Here is a 22589-nt window from a genome sequence, read left to right as displayed (position 1 = left end):
TTTTCATTACCTTAGTCAATATGACAAAAATGAAATCCCAATACGAAAGCTTTAGAGAAAAAATAAAAGTAGTTCTTTACGGAACAGATACCGTTTTAGGAAGACTTTTCGATTTAGTTTTACTCGGATTAATTTTACTGAGTGTACTTTTGGTCATGATGGAAACCGTTCAGGGAATCAATCAAAAATACCATTCTCAACTTATTATCTGTGAATGGATTATTACCGTATTTTTTACAATCGAGTATATTTTACGTATTATCTCTATTCAAAAACCTGTAAAATATATTTTTAGTTTTTATGGTATTATCGATTTACTTGCTGTATTACCCATGTATCTTTCCATATTTTTCCCAGGAGCAAGTATTTTATCCGTCATTAGAGCCTTACGCTTTTTCCGATTATTCAAAATATTGCACATTCCTCAAATTTCACATCAGTCTGTACAATTACGAGAGGCAATTGAAGCAAGTAAAGAAAAAATTCTTGTTTTTATCTATTTCGTATTGATCAGTACCGTAATTATTGGTTCTGTTATGTATATGATTGAAGGTAAAGAAAGTGGCTTTACAAGTATACCAGTTAGCATTTATTGGACTATAGTTACCTTAACAACTGTTGGTTATGGAGATATTTCACCTATAACTCCTTTAGGCCAATTCGTTGCCTCATTCGTTATGATTTTGGGTTATGGAATTATAGCAGTCCCAACTGGAATTGTAACTGCTGAGTTCGCGAAAAACAGTCTGAAAAATAGCAATACTGTAAGCGGAAAGAAAACTTGCAAAAATTGTAATTCACAAGTCCATTTTGATAATGCAAAGTATTGCTACGAATGCGGAACAGAATTACCAAATATTTAATTTAAGGAGCTATTTCCAGCTGTACATTACAACTCCTCCTTATCTTTGTTGTTTTTTTAAGGCATAAAAGGAGCTTCCGCTGGTCGCTCTTTTATCCCAAAAAAAACTAACAAATATAAGTCCGGGGTTTCCACTCCCATCTGGGCTAAAAGAACTATGAAATATTTAATTACCATTGTCGGACCAACAGCTATAGGCAAAACAGCCTTAAGCATTGCTTTGGCACAACATTTCAATTGCGAAATAATATCCTGCGACAGCCGACAATTTTTTAAAGAAATGACGATCGGAACAGCAGTTCCAAATCAGGAAGAGTTAAATTCGGCTAAGCATCATTTCATTCAAAACAAGTCCATTTTCGAAAATTACACCGTTGGTGATTACGAAAAAGAAGCACTTTTAAAATTAGGAGAATTATTTCAGAAGGATGATTTTGCCATTTTAATTGGTGGTTCAGGATTATATGTAGATGCTATTTTAAAAGGTTTTGATGAATTCCCCGAAATTAATCCAGAAGTTCGTTCTGAAGTGAACTCAAACTATGAAAAACTTGGAATTAATTACTTACAAGAACAATTACAGAATTTAGATCCAGACTATTTTCAAAAAATAACTTTAGAAAATCCACAAACACTTCAAAATCCACAAAGGATGATGCGTTTTGTGGAAGTTTGCATCGGAACTCAAAAACCATATTCTTCTTTTTTAAATCAAAAGAAAAACAATCGAAATTTCACCCCTATTTTAATTGGCTTAGAAGCAGACAGAAAAGTAATTTATGATCGTATCAACCAGCGCGTTGATATTATGATGAATGAAGGCCTATTAGAAGAAGCAAAAGCTTTGTATCCTAATAAAGCGTTAAATGCGCTGCAAACGGTCGGTTATAGAGAATTATTTAGTTATTTTGACGGAGAATTTTCATTGCCATTTGCCATCGAAGAAATCAAGAAAAATACCAGACGATTTTCTAAAAGACAACTAACATGGTTCAAACGAAATGAAAATACAAAATGGTTTGATTATGCAAAAGACAGAAATGAAATTATAAAGCACATAGAAAATCTTGTTAAGTAAGAAATCTATTTTCTTTATTCTATTTTCTATATTCTAAATAAAAATCTAAAATAAACAATGCCAATATCTCCCAATTTCACATCAGTTTTAAGCAAAGACTGGGAAGTCAATTTTACACAATGCACGCCAAACGGTTATTTAAAATACACTGATTTGTGTAATATTTTACAATTAACCGCAGCTGCACATTCTGAAGTTGGAGGAATCAGTTTCTTTGATATGCAGGAATTTCATCAGGCTTGGGTTTTAAGCCGAATGAGAGTTGAGATTTCAGAATTACCAAAATGGCAGGATGTTATAACTGTGAAAACATGGATTAATAGTCTGGAAAACTCACGTTCTGTACGTGCATTAGAAATGTATGTAAACGGAAATAAAATTGTTGGCTGCGAAACATACTGGGCCGTTTTTAACACCCAATTACGACGTCCTGAAGCTTTGGCTTTGCCCTATGAACATTTTGAATTATTCCCTGAGAACAGAGCTACTTCTGAAGGTTTTTCTAAAATCAATATCAATCATGAAAAAGAAGCAGTTTTCGAAAAAACAGTTTATCTATCTGATTTAGACATTGTAAATCACGTTAACAATGTGAAATATTTAGAATGGTGTCTTGATCACGTTGATCCAAAAAGAATTATGAAACAAGAAGTTAAAAGTTTCGAAATGAATTTCATGAAGGAGCTTTCATTAAAAGATAATGTCGTAATTCATGAAAGTGAAGATGATGATACTACTACTGCAACATTCAGTATAACCAAAAACGAAAAAACGTGTTTTGCTTTAGAATTGCATTGGAAATAATTATATAGCCCACTGATTAAACGGATCAAACAGATTGTCACTGATTTTTAACTCTCGAGAGTTATTAAAATTTCTGTTGAAAAAAGAAAAAACGATGCCATTCAAATTTGACTGGCATCGTTTTTTTCTACTAAAATTATTTTGATTTCTTTTTTGAATCCTTTTTTGATTTATTAGGCTTCTTTTTCTTTTTCATCAACTCCATTTTACCTTTGATTCTTTTCTCTACTTCAGTAATATCAGAATCAAAAGCAAATTGCAAATTGCAAAGTTTAGCATTTTTGATTTCCTCAAGTGCGTGTTTAAATTGATGTTGTGCTTCATAAAGAATAGCTTTCTTAACAAAAATATCAGATTTATTGATTCCTTTTATTGTCAAAGCAAAATCAATCAGCTTTTGCGCTTCTTCATAATCTTCATTCAAAATTAAAGTTTGCAAATAATGCGGATATACTTCAAGGGCATGAATATTAATAGCTAAGGCTTCCTGAAAATAGTTTTTTGCTTCTTCATAATTCCATAATTGCTCCGCCTGAATTCTTCCGTATAAACACAAAACCATTGTGTTTTTATCATTATAAGAAAAAGCATAATCTAAAGATTCAATCGTTCCTTCAAGCCAATACGGATAATTATCCAGGGCCTGAAAAAGGTATTTATCAATTGTTTTCATTTCTAAAATCTTGTTTTAATTTCTGACGAGTTCCCTTGTAACTTTTCTGCTCTTTATTCTTTTTGAAATCGCTTCCGGTAAAAACTCTAACAGGATTTCCTCGCTCAATATTAAGTTGGTTCTCCCATTGTTTTCCAACATGATTCTTAAGTTGTTGCAAAGTTTCGTCTTCTAATTTTTTTAATAATCTTTCTGTTGCCAGTTTTTTGTTTTGGTGCTGTGATCGGCTGTCCATCGAAACTACAGCGATCCCTGTTGGAATATGAGTTGCTCTTATTGCTGAACTGACTTTATTTACATGTTGTCCGCCTGCGCCAGAACTTCGCATTGCCTGGTATTGAATATCATTTTCCGAAACTAATACACCTTTCTGTGGCTCAATTTCAAAAATTCCAATAAACCAGTTTTTGCGTTTGTGCATTTTTCTAAACTGACTTTGTCCAATCCATTGAATCGTCCCTATCCAGGAATTTACAAATTGACTTGCATTTTTTCCTTTTACAGCAAGCGAAGCAGTTTCAATAGTCCCATTTTCCTGCCCCGCTTCTCTTTGCAATAAAACAGTTTCTAACTGCCATTCCTGTGATTCTTCTAGAACTTTTTTAAGTACTTGGGCAACAACCCAAGTGCATTCTGCAGGTCCGCGACCTGCTGTTATCTGAATTATTTTTTCCACTTTAAATCTCTTTTTATCGGTCCATTCTAACAATCTTTGGAGTAAAAGTTCCTAAAACTTCAACCAAATCTGTTTGATTTCCCATCACTTTTGTAATGTCTTTATAAGCCATGGGAGCTTCATCAATATTTCCTCCAATCAAGGTTACATCATTGGCTATCAAAACCTTTTTGATTTCGCTTTGCGTAAAAGTGCTTTTACATTTCGCTCTCGAAAACAAACGACCTGCTCCATGCGAAGCCGAATTTAAACTTTCAGCATTACCTTTTCCTTTCACAATGTAACCTGGAGCGGTCATCGAACCTGGAATAATCCCCAATTGACCTTCTGCAGCAGGGGTTGCTCCTTTTCTGTGTACAATGCATTCCTGACCATTGACGATTTCTTTCCATGCAAAATTGTGATGATTTTCAATCGTTACAACTACTCTTTTACCAATCGCTTTGGCTATTCTCCTGTGAATATCATCGTGACAGGCTTTTGCATATTCTCCAGCCAAATTCATTGCTAACCAATATTCCTGACCGTCATGTGTGTTCAAATCAAGCCATGCCAAATGCTGCACATTTTTTGGTAAGGGACATTGTTTTGTTGCCAAATAGGTATAATGTTTCGCAATATTTGCACCCAAACCTCGTGATCCGCTATGCGACAGAACAGCAAAATATTCTCCTACACCTAACTTCCATTCATTTTCAGGATTATCAATTTTTGCAATTCCAAATTCTACAAAATGGTTTCCTCCGCCGGAACTTCCTAATTGTTTGTACGCTTTTGGTAAAAGATTCTTTAACAACGGAATATCCTGAAATTCACTTTTGTAAAACACTTCATGATCTACTCTTGAAGCATGAACTTCATTCATTCCAAACTTGGTATTGTCTTTTAAAATTGCTTCTAATTGATGTTCTTTTCCCTTGAAATACGAGGCTGGCAAATCAAAAATCGAAAGACTCATTCGACACCCGATGTCTACTCCAACGCCATACGGAATTACAGCATTGTCCGTAGCCAAAACTCCGCCAATTGGCAATCCATAACCTGAATGTGCATCTGGCATTAAAGCTCCTGCCACTGAAATTGGTAATTTTAAAGAATCATACAACTGAAATTTAGCTTGTTGATCAATTTCATTTTCACCAAAAATGGTAAAGGGAGCACGAGTTGTTTTCAGCTGGTGCATTCTGACCTGAACCGGATTTATCAAACCTTCGGCGACTTTCCCCCAGGTTCCGTGACCTTCGAACTTTTCGGGACGAAGCAAAACCTCTTTGGCCTCTGTTAGAATGGATTCTTTTTTTTCTCTTTTTCTGTATCTGTTAATTTGCCCTAAGGCGATGTTTATCGAATTGTTTTTCGGAAAGCCCAATTTAATCAGGTCTTTTCCGGATAATTTATTTCCCATAAATTTTTAATTATTCTTATTGTTTTTTTTTGCAAACCGATGCTAGTCAAAACTGAAAAGTTCGAACAAAACATAAGCGTACCTTCTTTTATCCTTTCGGATAAATAATGAAAATATTATTCGGGAAAATTTGAAGTGTCTAGAATAAAAAAAGCCCGAAACTAAATGTCTTCGGGCTTTTTATATATCTAAAAATGAATTTCTAAGATTGAAATAAGCCACGAAGAAGCGCTGCACCAAATCCGTTTGGTGTGAAGCTTTGTGATGTTGATGTAAGTACAAACATTTCTCTTCGTTTTATTAGGGTTATTATTTTTTTCGTCTGCAAATATTCATAATTGTTTTTTGATTTTCCAAATTTATTTTAAGAAAATTCATGTAAAAATATTTTCATTAACAAAACTCATGAACAAAAATGAGCCTATTCAACTAACAATGAGTAATTTAAATTATAAAAATAAAGGCATAAAAAAAAGCCCTGATTTCTCAGAGCTTTACTATTTTTTTTGTTTGGTGAATTTTGTTATTCAGTTACTTTGCTTTTAACAACTAATCTGAAACCTTCTCCGTGAATGTTAAGAATCTCAACATCTTCGTCAGCTTTTAGATATTTTCTAAGTTTAGCAATGTAAACATCCATACTTCTTGAAGTAAAGTAGTTGTCATCTCTCCAAATTTTTGTCAATGCTAATTCTCTTGGCATTAAATCATTTTCGTGAAGAATTAACATTTTAAGTAATTCATTCTCTTTTGGAGATAGTTTTATTGGCTCTTCGTTTTCGAAAGTCAAAAATCTAAGTTTAGAATTTAAGTGGAATTTACCAATATTAAACTCAAACTGAACCTGTTCTGCTTTTGTATCAGCAGATTTTCTCTGAATAATAGCTTTGATTTTCATCAATAAAACTTCTGAATCAAAAGGTTTATTCAAATAATCGTCAGCCCCTGCTTTATATCCTTTTAATACATCCTCTTTCATAGATTTTGCAGTTAAGAAGATAATAGGCACTTCGCTATTCTTTTCTCTAATTTCTTTGGCTAAAGTATAACCATCTTTATAAGGCATCATTACATCAAGAATGCATAAATCATATACATCTTTCTTGAATTTTTCGAAACCTTCCATACCGTTTTTAGCTAAAGTAACTTCAAAGTCATTTAACATTAGATAATCTTTAAGAACTGCCCCAAAATTAAGGTCATCTTCTACTAAAAGTATTCTTTTGTTATTATTTTCCATATTTTAATTTATTAATGGTATTTTTATTATAAAGGTGCTACCTTTTCCTTTTTCGCTTTCAACATATACTTGACCATTGTGATCCTCTACTATTCGCTTTACATAAGCCAGACCTAAACCATGTCCTTTTACATTATGCAAATCTCCAGTATGTTCTCTGTAAAATTTCTCAAAAACCCTTTTCTGAGCTATCTTACTCATCCCGAGACCATTATCTTTAACTTTTATCAAAATCATATCTTTGATATTTTCTGTAAAAATTTCAATTTCTGGAACATCCGGAGAATATTTTATAGCATTTTCTAAAATATTTACCAAAACGTTGGTAAAATGTACTTCATTTACTAAGCAAGTAGTTCTTGAAGCATTTAGATGCTTTACAACTGTACCGTGTCTATCTTCTAAGATTAAATTTACATGTTCAATTGCATCATCAATAATATCATGAATTGCAGTTGGTTCTTTTGTAATATCTAATTCTCTTTTTTCTAATTTAGAAATACGCAGAACGTTTTCAACCTGAGCATGCATTCTTTTATTTTCATCCCTGATCATTTGCAGATAACGGAATACCTTCTCTTTATCTTCAATAATTTTAGGGTTTCTAATTGCATCCAGTGCCAAATTTATAGTTGCAATTGGAGTCTTAAACTCATGCGTCATATTATTTATAAAATCTGTTTTAATTTCAGAGATATGTTTTTGACGCAACAATTGATTTAATGCACTTGTATAAGCAATTATTATAATAAGCGTAAATACAATGGATAATATTGTAATACTTAATAACTCTGATAATAAAAATTTCTTTTTATAAGGAAACGTTATATATAATTCATACTTACTATTTCCTTCATTATCAGTATATATCGGAATATGATAACTTGCATCTTTATCAAAATGAAACCCATCCGATTTTACTTTAGTTGGCAAACCACTATTAAGAACACCGAATTCAAATTTAGTTTTTACACCATATTCTTCAAGTTCTTTTTTTAGTAATTTATTAAGCTTTTCTTTTGTTATTCTTCCTTCAATTGGCGTTAATGAAGCAATATCTTTATATTGAATTTGTTGCTGTACTTTATTTAAAATATCTAAGCTTCCTGATTTTTCGATTTTTAAATCCGGTATAATACTTTGTCCCAAAGGATTATTATCGATACCATTGTTGTTATTATAAACCTCTGTTACACGCTTTGAACTAAAGTTTTTAAACCTTTCACTACTGAATTTTTTATTAAAAAGTGAACCACTTATATCATAATCTTCAGAGGTTAACGTACTGGAATAAACAATTGTTTTATTTGTTTTGGTATTTCTTTGCACATAAAGAACTTCCAGTAAATCTTCTTTCTTAGGGATTTTACCAGTACTGTCTTTTATACGATTATATTTGTCATAAAAACTATATTCTTCCTGCTGCTCTAGTTTATCAGCAACATTACCAATTACCTGGGTAACGTGGTATTTAAATTGTTCGTCATTATTTTTGAACGAAGAGTTGAACCAAAATACCTGAACCAGAATTATCCCAATAAGAGACAAACTCATAAGCAAAACAAGTATTCTAAAAAATAATTTATTCATCGAAACAAAATTAATATTTTAACAATATACTAAATAATACATTAACCAAATATTAACATTTAAGACTGATTTTGTTTAATATCTAAAATTTTAAGAATTTTAACAACTTCTTCCTTAGCAATTTTAAGATTTACGTTATTAATAACAAAATTGCTTCTGGAAATTCGATCTTCATCCTTCCATTGCATTTGCATTCTGCTTAAAACTTGCGCTGGGGTGATATTATCGCGTTTTAAGACTCTTTCAATTCTAATTTTTTCTGGTGCGGTTACTGTTATAATATAATCACATTCTTTATATCTCCCACTTTCAAATAATATAGCGGCTTCATAAATTATGTACTCGTAATTTTTATATCGCAATAACCATACCTCAAAATCTTTTTTTACAGCCGGATGCACTATTGCATTTAATTTAGCTAACTTTTCTTTATCATTAAATACAATTTCAGCAAGTTTAGCTCTGTTTAAAATGTCATTTTCAAAAACACTTTCTCCAAATACATTTTTTACTTTTTTTATAACATGATCCAATTGCATTACTGCTCTTGCCCCATCATCAGCTATATAAACAGGAACTCCCATTTCTGCAAAATAATTGGCAATGGTTGTTTTTCCACTACCAATCCCTCCTGTTAAACCGATAACCTTTGTCATATTATATTTTAAAAAACATACGAGGAAAAGCTTCTTGTGGTTTTTTCTTTAGAAGAATGATTTTTATAAATGATTTTAAAAACCCTGTTCCGTAGCCATAGAATTGTTTCCAAACTGCAATTACCGACAAGTATCCTATTTTAATACTTTTATTTTGAATACTTGCTGTAAGAAAAATTATAACGAAATATACGAAATATAATTGTAATAAAATATCAATATTAAATATTAATAGTAAAAAAGCTAATAATAACCCTAGTATAAAAACGGTCGGAAAGAAAAAAGTAATCTTATTATGTTCTGGATACCAACTATTTAATATTGGTCTTGCGATTCCAAATTTATGCACCTGAATAGAGAATTTCTCCCAATCAATTCTACGTTTATGATAAACATATGCTTCAGAAAACAATCTTGTCTCAAAACCTAAATTCCATAAACGAATTGACAAATCGGGATCTTCGCCCGGGTGAATATTACCAAATCCTTTTGATACTTCAAAAGCCTTTTTAGAAATTCCCATATTGAAACTTCTTGGTTGAAACTTATTAATTTTTTCTGAACCACCACGTATTCCGCCAGTTGTCAAAAATGAAGTCATTGCAAAATTGATCGCTTTCTGTATATCCGAAAAACTATCTAATGCTTTATCAGGTCCACCAAAACAATCTACATATTCATCATTTAACGCTTTACGCACCTCTGTTAAATAATTAGGCGGAATAATACAATCTGAATCAAAGATGATAAAATAATCTCCTCTCGCCTTTTGCATTCCAAAATTTCTCGAATCTCCAGGGCCTGAATTCTCTTTAAAATAATAAGATATATTCAATTTTCCCTGATAGGTCATTACAACATCTTTACATGGAATCGACGAACCATCTTCAACAAGAACAATTTCAAAAGGTTCATTATAATCAGATTTTGAGAGACTTTCTAAAAGCTCATCAACTTCATCTGGACGATTATACACGGGTATAATTAAAGAAAAAATCATAATGGGATGTGCGGTATTAAAGTGGCAATTTTTTTAATTTCAAAATTTTAACAAAGATATGTTATATTCATAAAAAAACCACCAACTTTAGGTTGATGGTTTTCATTTATAATAAGAAGCTATTATTTTATACTTTCAATATTTACAACTTCATTTGCTTCAGCTTTATAATCAACTCCAGCAAATTCAAATCCAAATAAGTTTAAGAAATCATTTCTATAACCCGCTAAGTCTCCAATAGCCGGCAATGTTTCTGTTGTAGCTTCTTCCCAAAGTTTAGCCACTTTAGCCTGAACATCATCACGCATTTCCCAATCATCAATTCTGATTCTGCCTTTGTCATCAACAGGAACTGGTGATCCAGTGTACAATCTGTCCTGGAACAAACGTTGAATTTGCTCAATACAACCTTCATGAATTCCTTCTTCTTTCATAATTTTATACAAAAGAGAAATATATAACGGAATTACAGGAATTGCAGAACTAGCCTGAGTTACCAAAGCTTTGTTTACAGAAACATAAGCCTGTCCTCCAATAGATTTCAAACTATCAGTAATAGAGAAAGCAGTAGCCTCTAAATGGTCTTTCGCACGTCCGATTGTACCTTTACGGTAAACTGCTTCAGTTAATGACGGCCCGATATAAGAATAAGCAACTGTTGTAGCACCTTCAGCCAATAAATTTTCATCTTTTAACGCATCCATCCACATAGCCCAGTCTTCACCACCCATTACAGCTACAGTATTTTCAATATCTTCTTCATTTGCAGGAGCTATAGAAACTTCAGTTACATTTCCTGTGTGAAAATCTACGGTCTTATTTGTAAAAATTTGTCCGATTGGCTTTAAAGTGGAGCGATGTAGTACTCCTGTATTAGGGTTCGTACGCACTGGTGAAGCCAAACTGTAAATAACTAAATCTACCTGACCTAAATCAGCTTTGATTAAATCTAAAGTTTGTCTTTTTATTTCGTTTGAGAATGCATCTCCATTGATACTTTTTGCATAGAGACCTGCTTTATGAGCTTCTGCTTCAAATGCTGCAGAATTATACCATCCCGGAGAAGCCGTTTTACCTTCAACTGGTGGTTTTTCAAAAAATACTCCAATTGTAGCAGCATCAGATCCAAAAGCACTTGTAATTCTTGAAGCTAAACCAAAACCAGTAGATGCACCAATTACCAATACTTTTTTTGCACCCGCGATTGCTCCTTTTGATTTAATATATTCGATTTGATTTTTAACATTTTGCTCAGCTCCCTTTGGGTGGGCAGTCAAGCAAATAAATCCTCTCATTCTAGGTTCTATAATCATATTTTTATTGTTTATTCGTTCATTTGCTACTCATTAAAGTGAGGTAAATGATTAGCTTATTTACGTTTAGTGAATTAGTTTTAAGATGACAAATATAAAGTATTTCTTTAGTTCAACAAGGCTTTGGCATGATTTAAAGCCGAATCTGAGACAACGGCTCCCGATAACATCTGAGCAATTTCGATAACTCTTTCGTCCTGAGACAGAAGCTTTAATTCTGATTGGGTATCATCATCAACGGTTGACTTGAATACCTTGAAGTGTGAATCACCTTTTGCTGCAATCTGAGGTAGATGTGTAATGGCAAAAATTTGCATATTCTTACTCATCTCTTTCATTATTTCACCCATTCTTATAGCAATTTCTCCGGAAACTCCTGTGTCAATTTCGTCAAAAATTAAAGTTGGTAATTTTGAATATTGTGCCAAAATTGCTTTCACAGCCAACATAATACGTGACATCTCCCCTCCAGAAGCTACTTTTTTCAGTAATCCAAAATCAGTTCCTTTATTTGCTGAGAATAAAAACTGCAATTCATCTTTTCCGTTTTGGAAATACGTTTCTGATGGCAAAAGCGCAATATTGAAACGAACATTTGGCATTCCCAAAGTTTCTAAAATTGAAATTAATTTATTCGACAAAACCGGAATTGCATTCGCTCTATTTTGGTGAATTAAAGCTGAAAAAGCATCTAATTCTTCCACTTTTTGCGCTATTGAATTAGTCAACAAAGCGATCTCTTCTTCTATATTTCCTAATTCAATAACAGCATTTTCTAAATTCGTCTGAATTTGAAGCAATTCGTCAACAGAAATTACCTGATGCTTCTTCTGTAAATTATAAATCAATTGCAATTTCTGATTTGTAAATTCTAGTTTTTCAGGATCATTTAATAATTTTTCAGAAACGTTTTGCAACTCTCTTGAAACATCATCAAATTCGATTGCAACACTCGTTACTCTTTCAAATAAATTTTGATATTCTACAGAAAATGGAGCAATTTTTTGAAGTGATGCTTTTATTTCATTTAAGTTATGAAAAACTCCAAACTGCTCTTCATTTGCAATAACCAAAGACTTGTCTATTGCTTCTTTTATAACTTCAACATTATTTAGTTTCTCAAACTCAGCTTCAAGTTCTTCTTGCTCGCCAGATTTTAATTTAGCAGCAATCAATTCGTTCAATAAAAAAGTATTGTATTCCTCCTCTTTTCCTGAATCACTTTGCTTTTTCAACAAAGCGTTCAATTTTGATTTATCTGATTTATACCCTTTCAATAACTTTTGGTAGGATGTAATCACATCGAAATTATGTGCAATAGCATCGATTATCTTAAATTGAACCGTTTCATCCGATAATTCCTGAGTTTGCTGTTGCGAGTGAATATCAATCAAAAACAAACTTAAATCTTGCAACTCCTGAAGGTTTACCGGACTATCATTAATAAAAGCACGAGATTTTCCTGAAGGTAAAATTTCACGTCTTATAATAGTGTCGTCTTCATAATCAAGATCATTTGCTTCAAAAAACTCTTTTAAGTTGTATTTAGAAATTTCAAATTGTGCCTCTATAATGCATTTCTCTTCTTTATTTTTTAAAGAAGTTAAATCAGCTCTTTTTCCTAAAACCAATCCTAAAGCACCCAAAATAATAGATTTTCCGGCACCGGTTTCACCTGTAATTATAGAAAAGCCTTTTGAAAAATCTATTGATAATTTTTCAATCAGAGCATAGTTTTTAATTGACAGCGAAGTAATCATAGGATAAAAATGTAAATTAAAGAAGTTTATGAAATAGTAAAATCGAAAATCAATTAATATTTAATTTGCGACCATTTGGTAGAATTCAGAGGCGATACTTTATTCAGGACATCAGACAAATCACTCACTGTGATACTTGGACCTCCTGAAAAGATAGAAACAATCTCATCTGATTTTGCATCAAAAAACACCCGTGTTAAAAAGGCATTTGGTTTAACCGAGTTAAATTTTCCGATAAGTAGTATTGAAGACTTAATTCTTTCTTTAGCACCTTTTAAATCGTCACTCATTTTATCTAAACCACTATGATACAAAAAAGTAACCTGACGCAAATCACTATACATAGGCGAAATCATATCTGTTATTAGATAATAACGATTTTGAATTCCATCAGCCTGGCTCCAACCTTTATAACCTCCTTGCTGCGCAACATTTGCAATGTTTTGAGCCGTTTCAAGATATTGATTTCCAGCTCCCATTTGAAACGAATCTGCATCCATACCTAAAATTAAATAGCTGTAAAAAGAAACTACAGATACTAAATTTGATTCAAAAGTGGTAGGATTGAACAACAATGGCTCGTATTCCGTGTAACGAAAACTAAAATCTTTATCGTTAAAATTGAATATAGGTGAAGAATAAGTTGAATTAAAAATTAATCTGGATGATTGTACCTGAATGGTTCCGGAAAACTGGTCAGAATTATTTGATGACAAGGTGATATACATTGAACAATTGATTCGTTCATTTTGTTTTAGCACCGATCCTGTCCAATCTGTTTTATTAACAAATTCAGATAAAGATGTCTGAAGTGTTTTAAAAACCTGTTGATTAGGATTTGGCAGCCTTTCAGTATTAATAGTTACGGTACAATTTAGCTGTTGCGCTTCTGTAAAGCCAAAAATTAAAAATACTAAAAGAGTAACTATTTTTTTCATAGAAAAATACTATTTGACTTGGCGTAAATATAAAAATACTGATATTTATTCTGAAACCTTAAAAACAATTATGATTTTGCAAAATGCGAAATCACCTTATTTAAAATATCAACTGCAACTGATTCTTTTGATTTTAATTCCATTGGCTCAATTTTAAAATCCTTATCAATAAAAGTAACTTTATTGGTTTCTTTTTTAAAACCTGCCCCTTCATCCTGTAATGAATTAAGAACAATCAAATCTAAGTTTTTTTTCTGAATTTTCAGCTTAGCATTTTCAATTTCATTTTCAGTTTCCAAAGCAAATCCAATTAGAAACTGCTCTTTTTTAATTGCTCCCAACGATGCTAGAATATCTTTTGTCTTTTCAAGCTCAATTGAGAATCCGTCTGCCGCTTTTTTAATTTTCTGAGAAGCAACAACTTTAGGTCTGTAATCAGCAACCGCTGCCGCTGCAATAGCAACATCAACCTGATTATAACAAGAATGACATGCGTCGTACATTTCCTGGGCAGAAACCACATTTACAACTTCAACTAAATTATTTTTTGCTTTAAAATGGGTTGGACCCGCAACTAAAATTACTTGTGCACCTAATTTTGCCGCTTCATTAGCTATATCAAAACCCATTTTTCCAGAGGAATGGTTTCCAATAAAACGCACAGGATCTATCGCTTCGTATGTTGGTCCAGCAGTAATAAGTATTTTTTTTCCTTTAAGCGGTAATTTACTTTCTAAATCAGCTTCAAGAAAAGCAATAATATTTTCCGGTTCAGCCATTCTTCCTTCACCTGACAAACCGCTGGCAAGCTCACCACTTTCGGCTGGAATCATTACGTTTCCAAACTGTTTTAAGGCAGCGAAACTAGATAAAGTTGAAGGATGCTTGTACATATCTAAATCCATTGCCGGAGCAAAATAGACAGGACATTTAGCCGATAAATAAGTTGCTATAAGAAGATTGTCACAGTTTCCTGTAGCCATCTTAGATAAGGTATTAGCAGTTGCCGGAGCAATTAACATTAAATCTGCCCAAAGACCTAATTCAACATGATTATTCCAAACTGCATCTTCATCATCCTGATTAAAAAAAGTAGAGTGTACAGGATTTTTTGATAATGTAGATAACGTAAGTGGAGTTACAAAATCCTTAGAAGCAGGTGTCATTATCACTTGGACATGCGCACCTGCTTTTATAAAGAGTCGTACTAATGAGGCTGTTTTATAGGCTGCAATTCCACCAGAAACTCCCAGTAAAATTTTCTTCCCGTTTAAAACTGACATTTATACTATATTATTTGTTTGAACCTCTGTGGTAAGTTTTACCGTCTAACCATTCCTGAACAGCTAAAGCGTGTGGTTTTGGTAATTTTTCGTAAAATTTAGAAACTTCGATTTGTTCTTTATTTTCAAAAACTTCTTCAAGACTGTCATTATAAGTAGCAAACTCTTCTAATTTCTCAGTTAATTCTTTTTTGATTTCAGAATTAATTTGATTTGCTCTTTTAGCCATAATGGTAATTGCTTCATACACATTTCCTGTTGGCTCTTCAATAACAGTTTTATTATATGTTATTGTATTTACAGGAGCATTCGTCTTTTTTAAATCCATGACTTTATTTATTTAGTAAATTTTTGTAAATCTGTTTCAACTCTGGCATACATTTCGTCTGCCTCTTTTTTATATTTTGTGTCACTTTTGAACTTCAATAAGTTATTATAAGCAACTTTAGCAACATTTAAACGTTCTTCCATTTTTGACGGAATACTATTTATTGCCAATTTATATGCCGAATCGTATTTATAGAACAACGCATCTTCTTTTAAAGGTGTTCCTGGAAAATCAGCAATAAAATTATCAAAAGCTATTAATGCAGATTTGTAATCTGAAATAGTATTATATCCTTTAGCATTTTCGTATGCTTTTTTCTCCAATTTACCATTCAAAATTTTCACTGCCTCGTTAGCCTGAGCAATGTATTCTGAATTTGGATAATTATCAATAAACGCTTGTAATTTCTCTAAAGCTTTTACCGTATCAGTCTGATCTAAACTATAAACTGGCGCTAATTTTGAATAACTGTAAGCTCCTAAAAATGCAGCTTCCTGTACTTTTTCACTACGAGGATAACCTGAAACAAAACTTTCAAACTGATAACCAGCTAAATAATACTGTTTTGTTTTATAATATGATTGAGAAAACATATAAAAAAGCTTTTCAGCCTGAGGCTTACCTCTATATGATGGTGCCAATTGTTCAAAAAGACGAATTGCTTTATTGTACTTTCCGGCGTCATACATTTTTGTTGCCATTTCAAATTTTGCCGCAACATCTTCATTTTTCAAAGCTTTTTGGTAATCACTACAAGAACAAAAAAGGACAACAACAATTAATAGAGATACTATTTTTTTCATTTTCTTACTTTTATTATGATTTCTTAGACAATTATGCCAAAGCAAAATCACACCGAAGTTCCGGTGGCAAATTTAGTTATTAATTTAGCTACTACAAAATATTTTTTGGTATAATAAAATACCGGCAATCTTACTCTAATTTAATACTGCTTTTAACAAATTTATTTAATCTTTCTGCCAATGAATCATCCACAGCTACCAAAGGCAAACGCACTGTATTATCAGCAATACCAAGGGCCTGAAACACTTGTTTGATTCCGGCAGGGTTTCCCTGCTCAAAAATCATATCAATACAATCTGATAAAAAGTATTGTGTTTTGAAAGCTTCATTTACCTTTTTATTTAGGCCCAAACGAATCATTTCTGAAAATTCTTTCGGAAATCCCTGTCCAATAACCGAAATTACCCCAGCTCCACCAGCTAAAACAATTGGTAAAGCAATCATATCATCACCAGAAATCACAAGAAAATCTTTTGGTGCATTTTTTAGCAATTGCAAAGCCTGAGCCATATCACCTGCTGCTTCTTTTATTGCTACAACATTACTAAAATCATTTGCCAGACGAATTACCGTTGCAGGTAACATATTACTAGATGTTCTTCCCGGAACATTGTATAAAATTACCGGAATTGGCGAAGCTTCAGCAATAGCTTTAAAATGCTGGTAAATTCCCTCCTGCGTTGGCTTATTATAATAAGGAGAAACAGACAGAATGGCTTCAAAAGCAGAAAAATCTCCGGTCTTTAATTCCTCAACAATCTGCATTGTATTATTACCACCAACACCAAGAACCAAAGGCAATCTTCCTTTGTTAGTGTCAATTACTGTTTTTATAACTAATTCTTTTTCGGCTTGTGTCAAGGTCGCGTTTTCAGCTGTTGTTCCCATAACAACAAGATATTCAACTCCTCCATCAATCGAAAAATTAACAATGCGCTGCAAAGCTTCGATATCAACTGAAAAGTCTTTTTTAAATGGCGTTACAAGCGCAACACCAGTTCCTATTAATGATTGCATATTCTATTTATAATTTATTTTATACTTTTTAAATACTTAAACAATTCGGAAACGAATAGTTTATAATTTTCCATTTCGGTATCAATCATCCATCTATTTAATGTTTGATCAACCGAAGAGAATCCCACCTTAAACTTCGCTTTTGATTTACTTGTTGTCATCATTAAAATCGGCTTTTCGATTTCATAGTAACTAATCAAAAGGTCAAATTCTGTATCAGTAAATTCACTTAGAAATTCTTCAGTAAACTCTCCCCGCCAATTGATGTGTTTTTTACCAAAAGTAGGTCTTGAATATGCTTTTTTCTTTTTTAATTTACCTCTATATGCAACAATTTTTATGTTTTCAGAAGCAATGCCCTGTAGAACCAGCTCTTTTACTAATTCCTTTGAATGACGAAATTCACTTTCATCTACCAATAAACCAATCGTTTGCACATTACTAGAAAACACTTCGTTTTTTACAATATGCAGGTTATTTTTTAATGATTTTTTTACAAAAAATTCCTTTATATAATTTAAAAACATAGTATTTTTACCAATTACAAAATTAATTATTTAAGTCGCATTTAAGATGGTAAAACTAAAAAAGTATAACGGATTTTTAAAACTTTTTGTTATATTCTTAACACTTTTTTTTATATTTTCCTGCAGTCAGAAAAATTATAATCTAACGAAGATAGAAGGAAAACAGCTTCCGGTAACAGAAAAAGCAAATGAAACTCCTGAAATTGAAAACTTCATCAAACCATATCGCGATCATATTAATAAGGATTTAGACAGTATTTTGGCTTATTGTCCAGAAACTTTGGATAAAAGCACCGGAAAATGGCAAACTACCATTGGAAGTTTAATGGCCGATGTTTGTTTGCAAAGGGGGAATTTAGTTTTTAAGGCGCGTGAGAAGAAAGACATCGATTTATGTTTATTGAATCATGGAGGAATCCGTGCTATATTACCAAAAGGAAATGTAACGACGAGAACAGCTTATGAAATTATGCCTTTTGAAAACAGTTTGATTGTAGTTGCTTTAAGCGGAAATCAAATTCTTGAAATTGCCAGTTATATCATTAAGGAGAAAAAACCTCAACCTCTAGCCGGAATGACTTTTACGATTTCAAAAGAAAATACAGCTAAAAACATTCTGATTCAGGGAAAACCTATTGATGTTAGTAAAACCTATTATGTGGTTACAAATGATTATCTGGCCAATGGCGGTGATAACATGAGTTTCTTCTTAAAAGCTACTGATAAATTTGACCTGAACTACAAAATCAGAAATGTCTTAATTGATTATTTTAAAGAAGTTGATACAATTCCGGTTAAAACCGATGTTCGGATTACAGTCGAATAAGACATTACGAGATAAAAATTAAAATTACTGCGCCTACGCAAAAAAAATATACAATGAAAAGAAGAGAATTTATCGAGAAAACTGCCGCAAGTACTGCCCTACTAAGTTTAGGCTTATCATTAAGCAGTTTTGAAACTAACGATATTAAACACTTAACCATTTTACATACCAATGATGTTCACAGCCATATAGATCCTTTTCCGGCTGATGATCCTCGTAATGCAAATAAAGGCGGTGTATCTCGAAGAGCGGCTCTTATTGAAACTATCCGTAAGGAGAATCCAAATGTACTTTTGTTAGATGCAGGCGATATTTTTCAGGGAACTCCCTATTTTAATTATTACGGTGGTGAACTTGAATTTAAGCTGATGAGTATGATGAAATACGATGCATCTACTATAGGAAATCATGATTTTGACAATGGTCTTGATGGCTTGCATGCACAAATGCCTCATGCAACTTTTGAATTTATCAATTCAAATTATGATTTTAAAAATACCGTAATGAATGGCCTTGTAAAACCTTACAAAATCTTCAATAAAAACGGAATTAAAGTTGGTGTTTTTGGATTAGGAATTGAACTTGATGGTTTGGTTGATAAAAAAATGTACAAGGAAACCGTGTATAATAATCCGGTTGAAATTGCACAGGACATGACACAATTATTAAAAAAGGAAGAAAAATGCGATCTTGTAGTTTGTCTTTCTCACTTAGGTTACAATTATCGAGATGACCAAACTAAAATTTGTGATTTGAAATTGGCTGAATTAACACAAGATATTGATTTAATTATTGGTGGGCATACGCATACGTTTTTGGACAAACCAACTATTGTAAAAAATAAAGCCGGCGAAAATGTATTGGTTAATCAGGTTGGTTGTTATGGAATAAACTTAGGCCGTATCGATTTTTATTTTGACAAAAATAAAGCTCACACCAATCAGGGAAAATCAATCATTGTATAATACTTTTCTTTGCCCTTTTGCTCTTTCGAGAAAATATTCGGCCATAAAATAGTAGGCTAAAATTTGTGTTACATCACGAATCAAAACCAGAACAACAGAGTGCGAAAAGTATTCATTGAAAATATAAAATATATCTGAAAATATATAGCAAACTGCCATTAAGGACATTATTAAGGCAATGTGTGTCCCTTTTGTAATATAACGTACAAAACAAAAATAACTCATAACACTAAGAACAATACCATAAAAAGTATAGAGTGCGTTATACTTTTTCATATTATCTGACTGTAGACTTAAAACCGAAACGAGCAAATAAACTATAAAGATTACCACTATTGATACAGGTAAAATATCCTTCTTACTTAACTTGACTTTCTCGCGCTCTGCTATGAAAATTTTTAAGAGAAGTAGATAAACTACCAAAAAGCTTAAAACTCCGCCAATTTCAGAGACCTCAACATCCATTAAATCAAACACCTGACCTACAAAGCAAAATAAAAATATAACGGCTTCTGTTTTTCCTACTTTAGACTCATTGCTTATAAAAAAGTAAAAGAATATTGCTGGCAACACTACTGCTTTTGCATAGATTGCCAGAAAATCCTGCCCTGTCCAATCAAAAATGATCGTCAGCAGCAACGCCAGAAAATATAAAATCAACGACGGTTTATTCGCTTTCATTCAGTTTAGTTATAAAATCTTCCTCAGATAATATCGGAATATTTAATTTATTCGCTTTTTCTAATTTAGCAGGTCCCATATTATCTCCTGCGACTACAAAATCAGTTTTTGCAGAAATGGAGCTTCCAACTTTCCCTCCATTATCTTCGATTGTTTTCTTTAATTCATCTCTCGAAAACTGAGCAAAAACTCCTGAAACAACAAAAGTTTTTCCGATGAATTTTTCTGTAGCATTGGGATTGATTTTTTCTACTATTTCAAACTGAACTCCATAACTTTTTAGGCGTTCAATTATTTTTTGATTTTCTTCATTTTCAAAAAACTCAATTACACTTTTTGCAATTCGTTCTCCAATTTCATCAACTAAAATTAGTTCCATTAAGGAAGCTTTGCTTAGTGCATCAATATTTTTATAATGTTTCGCTAGTTTTTTAGCAACTGTTTCACCAACAAAACGAATTCCCAGTGCAAACAAAACACTTTCGAAAGGAATCTCTTTTGATTTCTCAACTCCATTTACCAGGTTCTCAGCTGATTTTTGCGCCATCCTTTCTAAAGGTAAGATATCTTCAACCTTTAACTCATATAAATCAGCATAATTATGAACCAATCCGTTATTGAATAATAATGCAACCGTCTCACCACCAAGCCCTTCAATATCCATTGCTTTTCTTGAAATATAATGTTGAATTCGGCCAATAATCTGAGGAGGGCATCCGTAGAAATTCGGACAATAATGATTTGCTTCACCTTCTGAACGAATCAGTTCTGTCTGGCATTCTGGGCAATGGGTTATATATTCTGTTTTTACTGAATTTTCAGGACGCTGTTCTAAATCAACAGCAATAATTTTTGGTATAATCTCTCCTCCTTTTTCAACAAAAACAGTATCATTTATTCTTATATCTAATTTCTCAATTTGATCTGCATTGTGCAAGGAAGCTCTTTTTACTATCGTTCCCGCCAATTGTACTGGTTCTAAATTTGCAACCGGAGTAATTGCTCCCGTACGTCCTACCTGATACGAAATTGATTTTAATTTAGTCGAAACCTGTTCTGATTTAAATTTATAGGCAATAGCCCAACGTGGTGATTTTGCAGTATATCCTAGTTCTTGCTGATGCTGAATGCTGTTTACTTTAATAACCACTCCATCAGTTTCATACGGCAATTTATGGCGATGAATATCCCAATAATCTATGAAGTCAAAAACTTCCTGCATATTATTAACAAGCTTGGCTTCGTTTGGAACCTTAAATCCCCATTTTCTTGCAGATTCCAATCCTTCAATTTGAGAAGAAAATGGCAAGTTACTGCTCGTTACAGAATATAATAAACATTCTAATGGGCGTTTTGCAACCTCAGCACTGTCTTGTAATTTTAAACTTCCTGAAGCTGTATTTCTAGGATTTGAATAAGGCGTTTCTCCAATTTCAATTAATTCCTGATTCATTTTTTCGAAACCTTTTAAAGGCAAAATAATTTCACCACGGATATCGAATTTATCAGGATAATTTCCTTTTAGTTGTAACGGAATCGATTTTATTGTTTTAATGTTATTTGTAACCTCATCTCCCTGAAAACCATCTCCTCTGGTTAATGCCTGAGTTAACTTTCCGTTTTCATATGTAATACTAATAGAAGCACCATCATACTTTAATTCGCAGGTGTACTCTAATTTAACATTCCCTAAAACTCTCTGAATTCGGTTTTCCCAGTCTAATAAATCTTCTTTTGAATAGGAATTATCCAAAGAATACATACGATATTGATGGGCAATAGTTTTAAAATTCTTGGTAACTGCTCCACCTACACGTTGCGTAGGCGAATGCTCATCAAAAAATTCAGGATTTTTTTCTTCCAGATCCTGAAGCTGCTTTAATTTAATATCAAAATCATAATCTGAAATTGTGGCATTATCTAGCACATAATAATTGTAGTTGTGCTGATTAAGTTCTTCTCGTAAAGCCTGAATTGTTTCTTGAATACTCATAAAATATTAAAATGATGCGGATTGTAATGTTGAATAACTGAATATCAAAATTAGAATTATTTTCGTTGAAAAACATCAAAAAACAAAAGTTTTAAAAAATCAAAAATCAGGCAACAAAATATTGCAGCCTGATTTTCTTCTTGTCCACTATTCTTAAAAAAGAATTAAAC

At 32.4% G+C, this 22589-nt stretch carries 22 protein-coding genes; 5 read left to right on the top strand and 17 right to left on the bottom strand.

Annotated elements, in window-relative coordinates:
- Nucleotides 1-20: 20 nt before the first annotated feature.
- From IRZ99_RS02220 to IRZ99_RS02210, 3 genes are all read left to right on the top strand, one after another.
- Nucleotides 21-863 (top strand): ion transporter, encoded by an 843-nt coding sequence (locus tag IRZ99_RS02220; RefSeq protein WP_194655709.1) that lies wholly within the window; start codon nt 21-23, stop codon nt 861-863.
- 156 nt (nt 864-1019) lie between these two features.
- Nucleotides 1020-1940, top strand: a complete 921-nt coding sequence (miaA, locus tag IRZ99_RS02215; protein WP_194655708.1) for a tRNA (adenosine(37)-N6)-dimethylallyltransferase MiaA — start codon at nt 1020-1022, stop codon at nt 1938-1940.
- Nucleotides 1941-1997: 57 nt separating this feature from the next.
- Nucleotides 1998-2744, top strand: a complete 747-nt coding sequence (locus IRZ99_RS02210) for an acyl-[acyl-carrier-protein] thioesterase (protein WP_194655707.1) — start codon at nt 1998-2000, stop codon at nt 2742-2744.
- A 136-nt stretch (nt 2745-2880) separates the two neighbouring features.
- Here IRZ99_RS02210 and IRZ99_RS02205 read toward each other — a convergent pair whose 3' ends face one another.
- The 15 genes from IRZ99_RS02205 to IRZ99_RS02135 form a co-directional block, all read right to left on the bottom strand.
- Nucleotides 2881-3417 carry a hypothetical protein gene (locus tag IRZ99_RS02205; RefSeq protein WP_194655706.1) on the bottom strand — a complete coding sequence of 179 codons (537 nt, stop codon included), beginning with the start codon at nt 3415-3417 and terminating at the stop codon, nt 2881-2883.
- Nucleotides 3404-4093: a peptide chain release factor H gene (gene prfH / locus IRZ99_RS02200; protein WP_194655705.1), complete on the bottom strand. Its 690-nt coding sequence runs from the start codon at nt 4091-4093 to the stop codon at nt 3404-3406. Before prfH ends, IRZ99_RS02205 begins: the two co-directional genes overlap by 14 nt.
- Before the next feature lie 13 nt (nt 4094-4106).
- Nucleotides 4107-5498 (bottom strand): RtcB family protein, encoded by a 1392-nt coding sequence (locus tag IRZ99_RS02195; RefSeq protein WP_194655704.1) that lies wholly within the window; start codon nt 5496-5498, stop codon nt 4107-4109.
- Between the two features lie 523 nt (nt 5499-6021).
- Nucleotides 6022-6738: a response regulator transcription factor gene (locus IRZ99_RS02190; RefSeq protein ID WP_099711827.1), complete on the bottom strand. Its 717-nt coding sequence runs from the start codon at nt 6736-6738 to the stop codon at nt 6022-6024.
- 3 nt (nt 6739-6741) lie between these two features.
- A complete protein-coding gene (locus tag IRZ99_RS02185; RefSeq protein ID WP_194655703.1) occupies nt 6742-8328 on the bottom strand; it encodes a sensor histidine kinase KdpD in 1587 nt (528 codons plus the stop codon).
- Nucleotides 8329-8387: 59 nt separating this feature from the next.
- Nucleotides 8388-8984, bottom strand: coding sequence for a dephospho-CoA kinase (gene coaE / locus IRZ99_RS02180; protein WP_194655702.1), 597 nt, complete (start codon nt 8982-8984; stop codon nt 8388-8390).
- Between the two features lies 1 nt (nt 8985).
- Nucleotides 8986-9984: a glycosyltransferase family 2 protein gene (locus IRZ99_RS02175; RefSeq protein WP_194655701.1), complete on the bottom strand. Its 999-nt coding sequence runs from the start codon at nt 9982-9984 to the stop codon at nt 8986-8988.
- A 122-nt stretch (nt 9985-10106) separates the two neighbouring features.
- Nucleotides 10107-11297 (bottom strand): enoyl-ACP reductase FabV, encoded by a 1191-nt coding sequence (gene fabV, locus IRZ99_RS02170; RefSeq protein WP_194655700.1) that lies wholly within the window; start codon nt 11295-11297, stop codon nt 10107-10109.
- A gap of 107 nt (nt 11298-11404) precedes the next feature.
- Nucleotides 11405-13057, bottom strand: coding sequence for a DNA repair protein RecN (recN, locus tag IRZ99_RS02165; protein WP_194655699.1), 1653 nt, complete (start codon nt 13055-13057; stop codon nt 11405-11407).
- 53 nt (nt 13058-13110) lie between these two features.
- The gene (locus IRZ99_RS02160) at nt 13111-13995 is read right to left on the bottom strand and encodes a DUF4835 family protein (protein ID WP_194655698.1); all 885 of its coding nucleotides are present in this window, start codon (nt 13993-13995) and stop codon (nt 13111-13113) included.
- A 68-nt stretch (nt 13996-14063) separates the two neighbouring features.
- A complete protein-coding gene (gene coaBC / locus IRZ99_RS02155; protein ID WP_194655697.1) occupies nt 14064-15278 on the bottom strand; it encodes a bifunctional phosphopantothenoylcysteine decarboxylase/phosphopantothenate--cysteine ligase CoaBC in 1215 nt (404 codons plus the stop codon).
- A 10-nt stretch (nt 15279-15288) separates the two neighbouring features.
- A complete protein-coding gene (locus tag IRZ99_RS02150) occupies nt 15289-15606 on the bottom strand; it encodes a DNA-directed RNA polymerase subunit omega (protein WP_007807938.1) in 318 nt (105 codons plus the stop codon).
- Nucleotides 15607-15614: 8 nt separating this feature from the next.
- The gene (locus IRZ99_RS02145) at nt 15615-16409 is read right to left on the bottom strand and encodes an outer membrane protein assembly factor BamD (RefSeq protein WP_194655696.1); all 795 of its coding nucleotides are present in this window, start codon (nt 16407-16409) and stop codon (nt 15615-15617) included.
- Nucleotides 16410-16539: 130 nt separating this feature from the next.
- Nucleotides 16540-17427: a 4-hydroxy-tetrahydrodipicolinate synthase gene (gene dapA, locus IRZ99_RS02140; protein ID WP_194655695.1), complete on the bottom strand. Its 888-nt coding sequence runs from the start codon at nt 17425-17427 to the stop codon at nt 16540-16542.
- A 14-nt stretch (nt 17428-17441) separates the two neighbouring features.
- Nucleotides 17442-17954, bottom strand: coding sequence for a hypothetical protein (locus IRZ99_RS02135; protein WP_194655694.1), 513 nt, complete (start codon nt 17952-17954; stop codon nt 17442-17444).
- Nucleotides 17955-18000: 46 nt separating this feature from the next.
- Here IRZ99_RS02135 and IRZ99_RS02130 point away from each other — a divergent pair, with 46 nt between their 5' ends.
- Both IRZ99_RS02130 and IRZ99_RS02125 read left to right on the top strand, forming a co-directional pair.
- The gene (locus IRZ99_RS02130; RefSeq protein ID WP_194655693.1) at nt 18001-18780 is read left to right on the top strand and encodes a 5'-nucleotidase C-terminal domain-containing protein; all 780 of its coding nucleotides are present in this window, start codon (nt 18001-18003) and stop codon (nt 18778-18780) included.
- A 53-nt stretch (nt 18781-18833) separates the two neighbouring features.
- A complete protein-coding gene (locus tag IRZ99_RS02125) occupies nt 18834-19745 on the top strand; it encodes a bifunctional UDP-sugar hydrolase/5'-nucleotidase (RefSeq protein WP_194655692.1) in 912 nt (303 codons plus the stop codon).
- On the opposite strand, the gene IRZ99_RS02120 is transcribed toward IRZ99_RS02125, so the two are convergent.
- Entirely contained in the window at nt 19731-20426 is a 696-nt protein-coding gene (locus IRZ99_RS02120; RefSeq protein ID WP_194655691.1) for a lysoplasmalogenase family protein, read from the bottom strand. The two genes, IRZ99_RS02125 and IRZ99_RS02120, sit on opposite strands and share 15 nt — an antisense overlap.
- On the bottom strand, nt 20413-22419 hold the full coding sequence (ligA, locus tag IRZ99_RS02115) for an NAD-dependent DNA ligase LigA (protein WP_194655690.1): 2007 nt from the start codon (nt 22417-22419) through the stop codon (nt 20413-20415). The genes IRZ99_RS02120 and ligA overlap by 14 nt, the downstream gene beginning before the upstream one ends.
- Between the last annotated feature and the right edge of the window lie 170 nt (nt 22420-22589).

Source organism: Flavobacterium sp. LC2016-12 (assembly GCF_015351595.1).
Classification (GTDB): Bacteria; Bacteroidota; Bacteroidia; order Flavobacteriales; family Flavobacteriaceae; genus Flavobacterium.
This window is presented reverse-complemented; position numbering and strand designations above follow the sequence as displayed.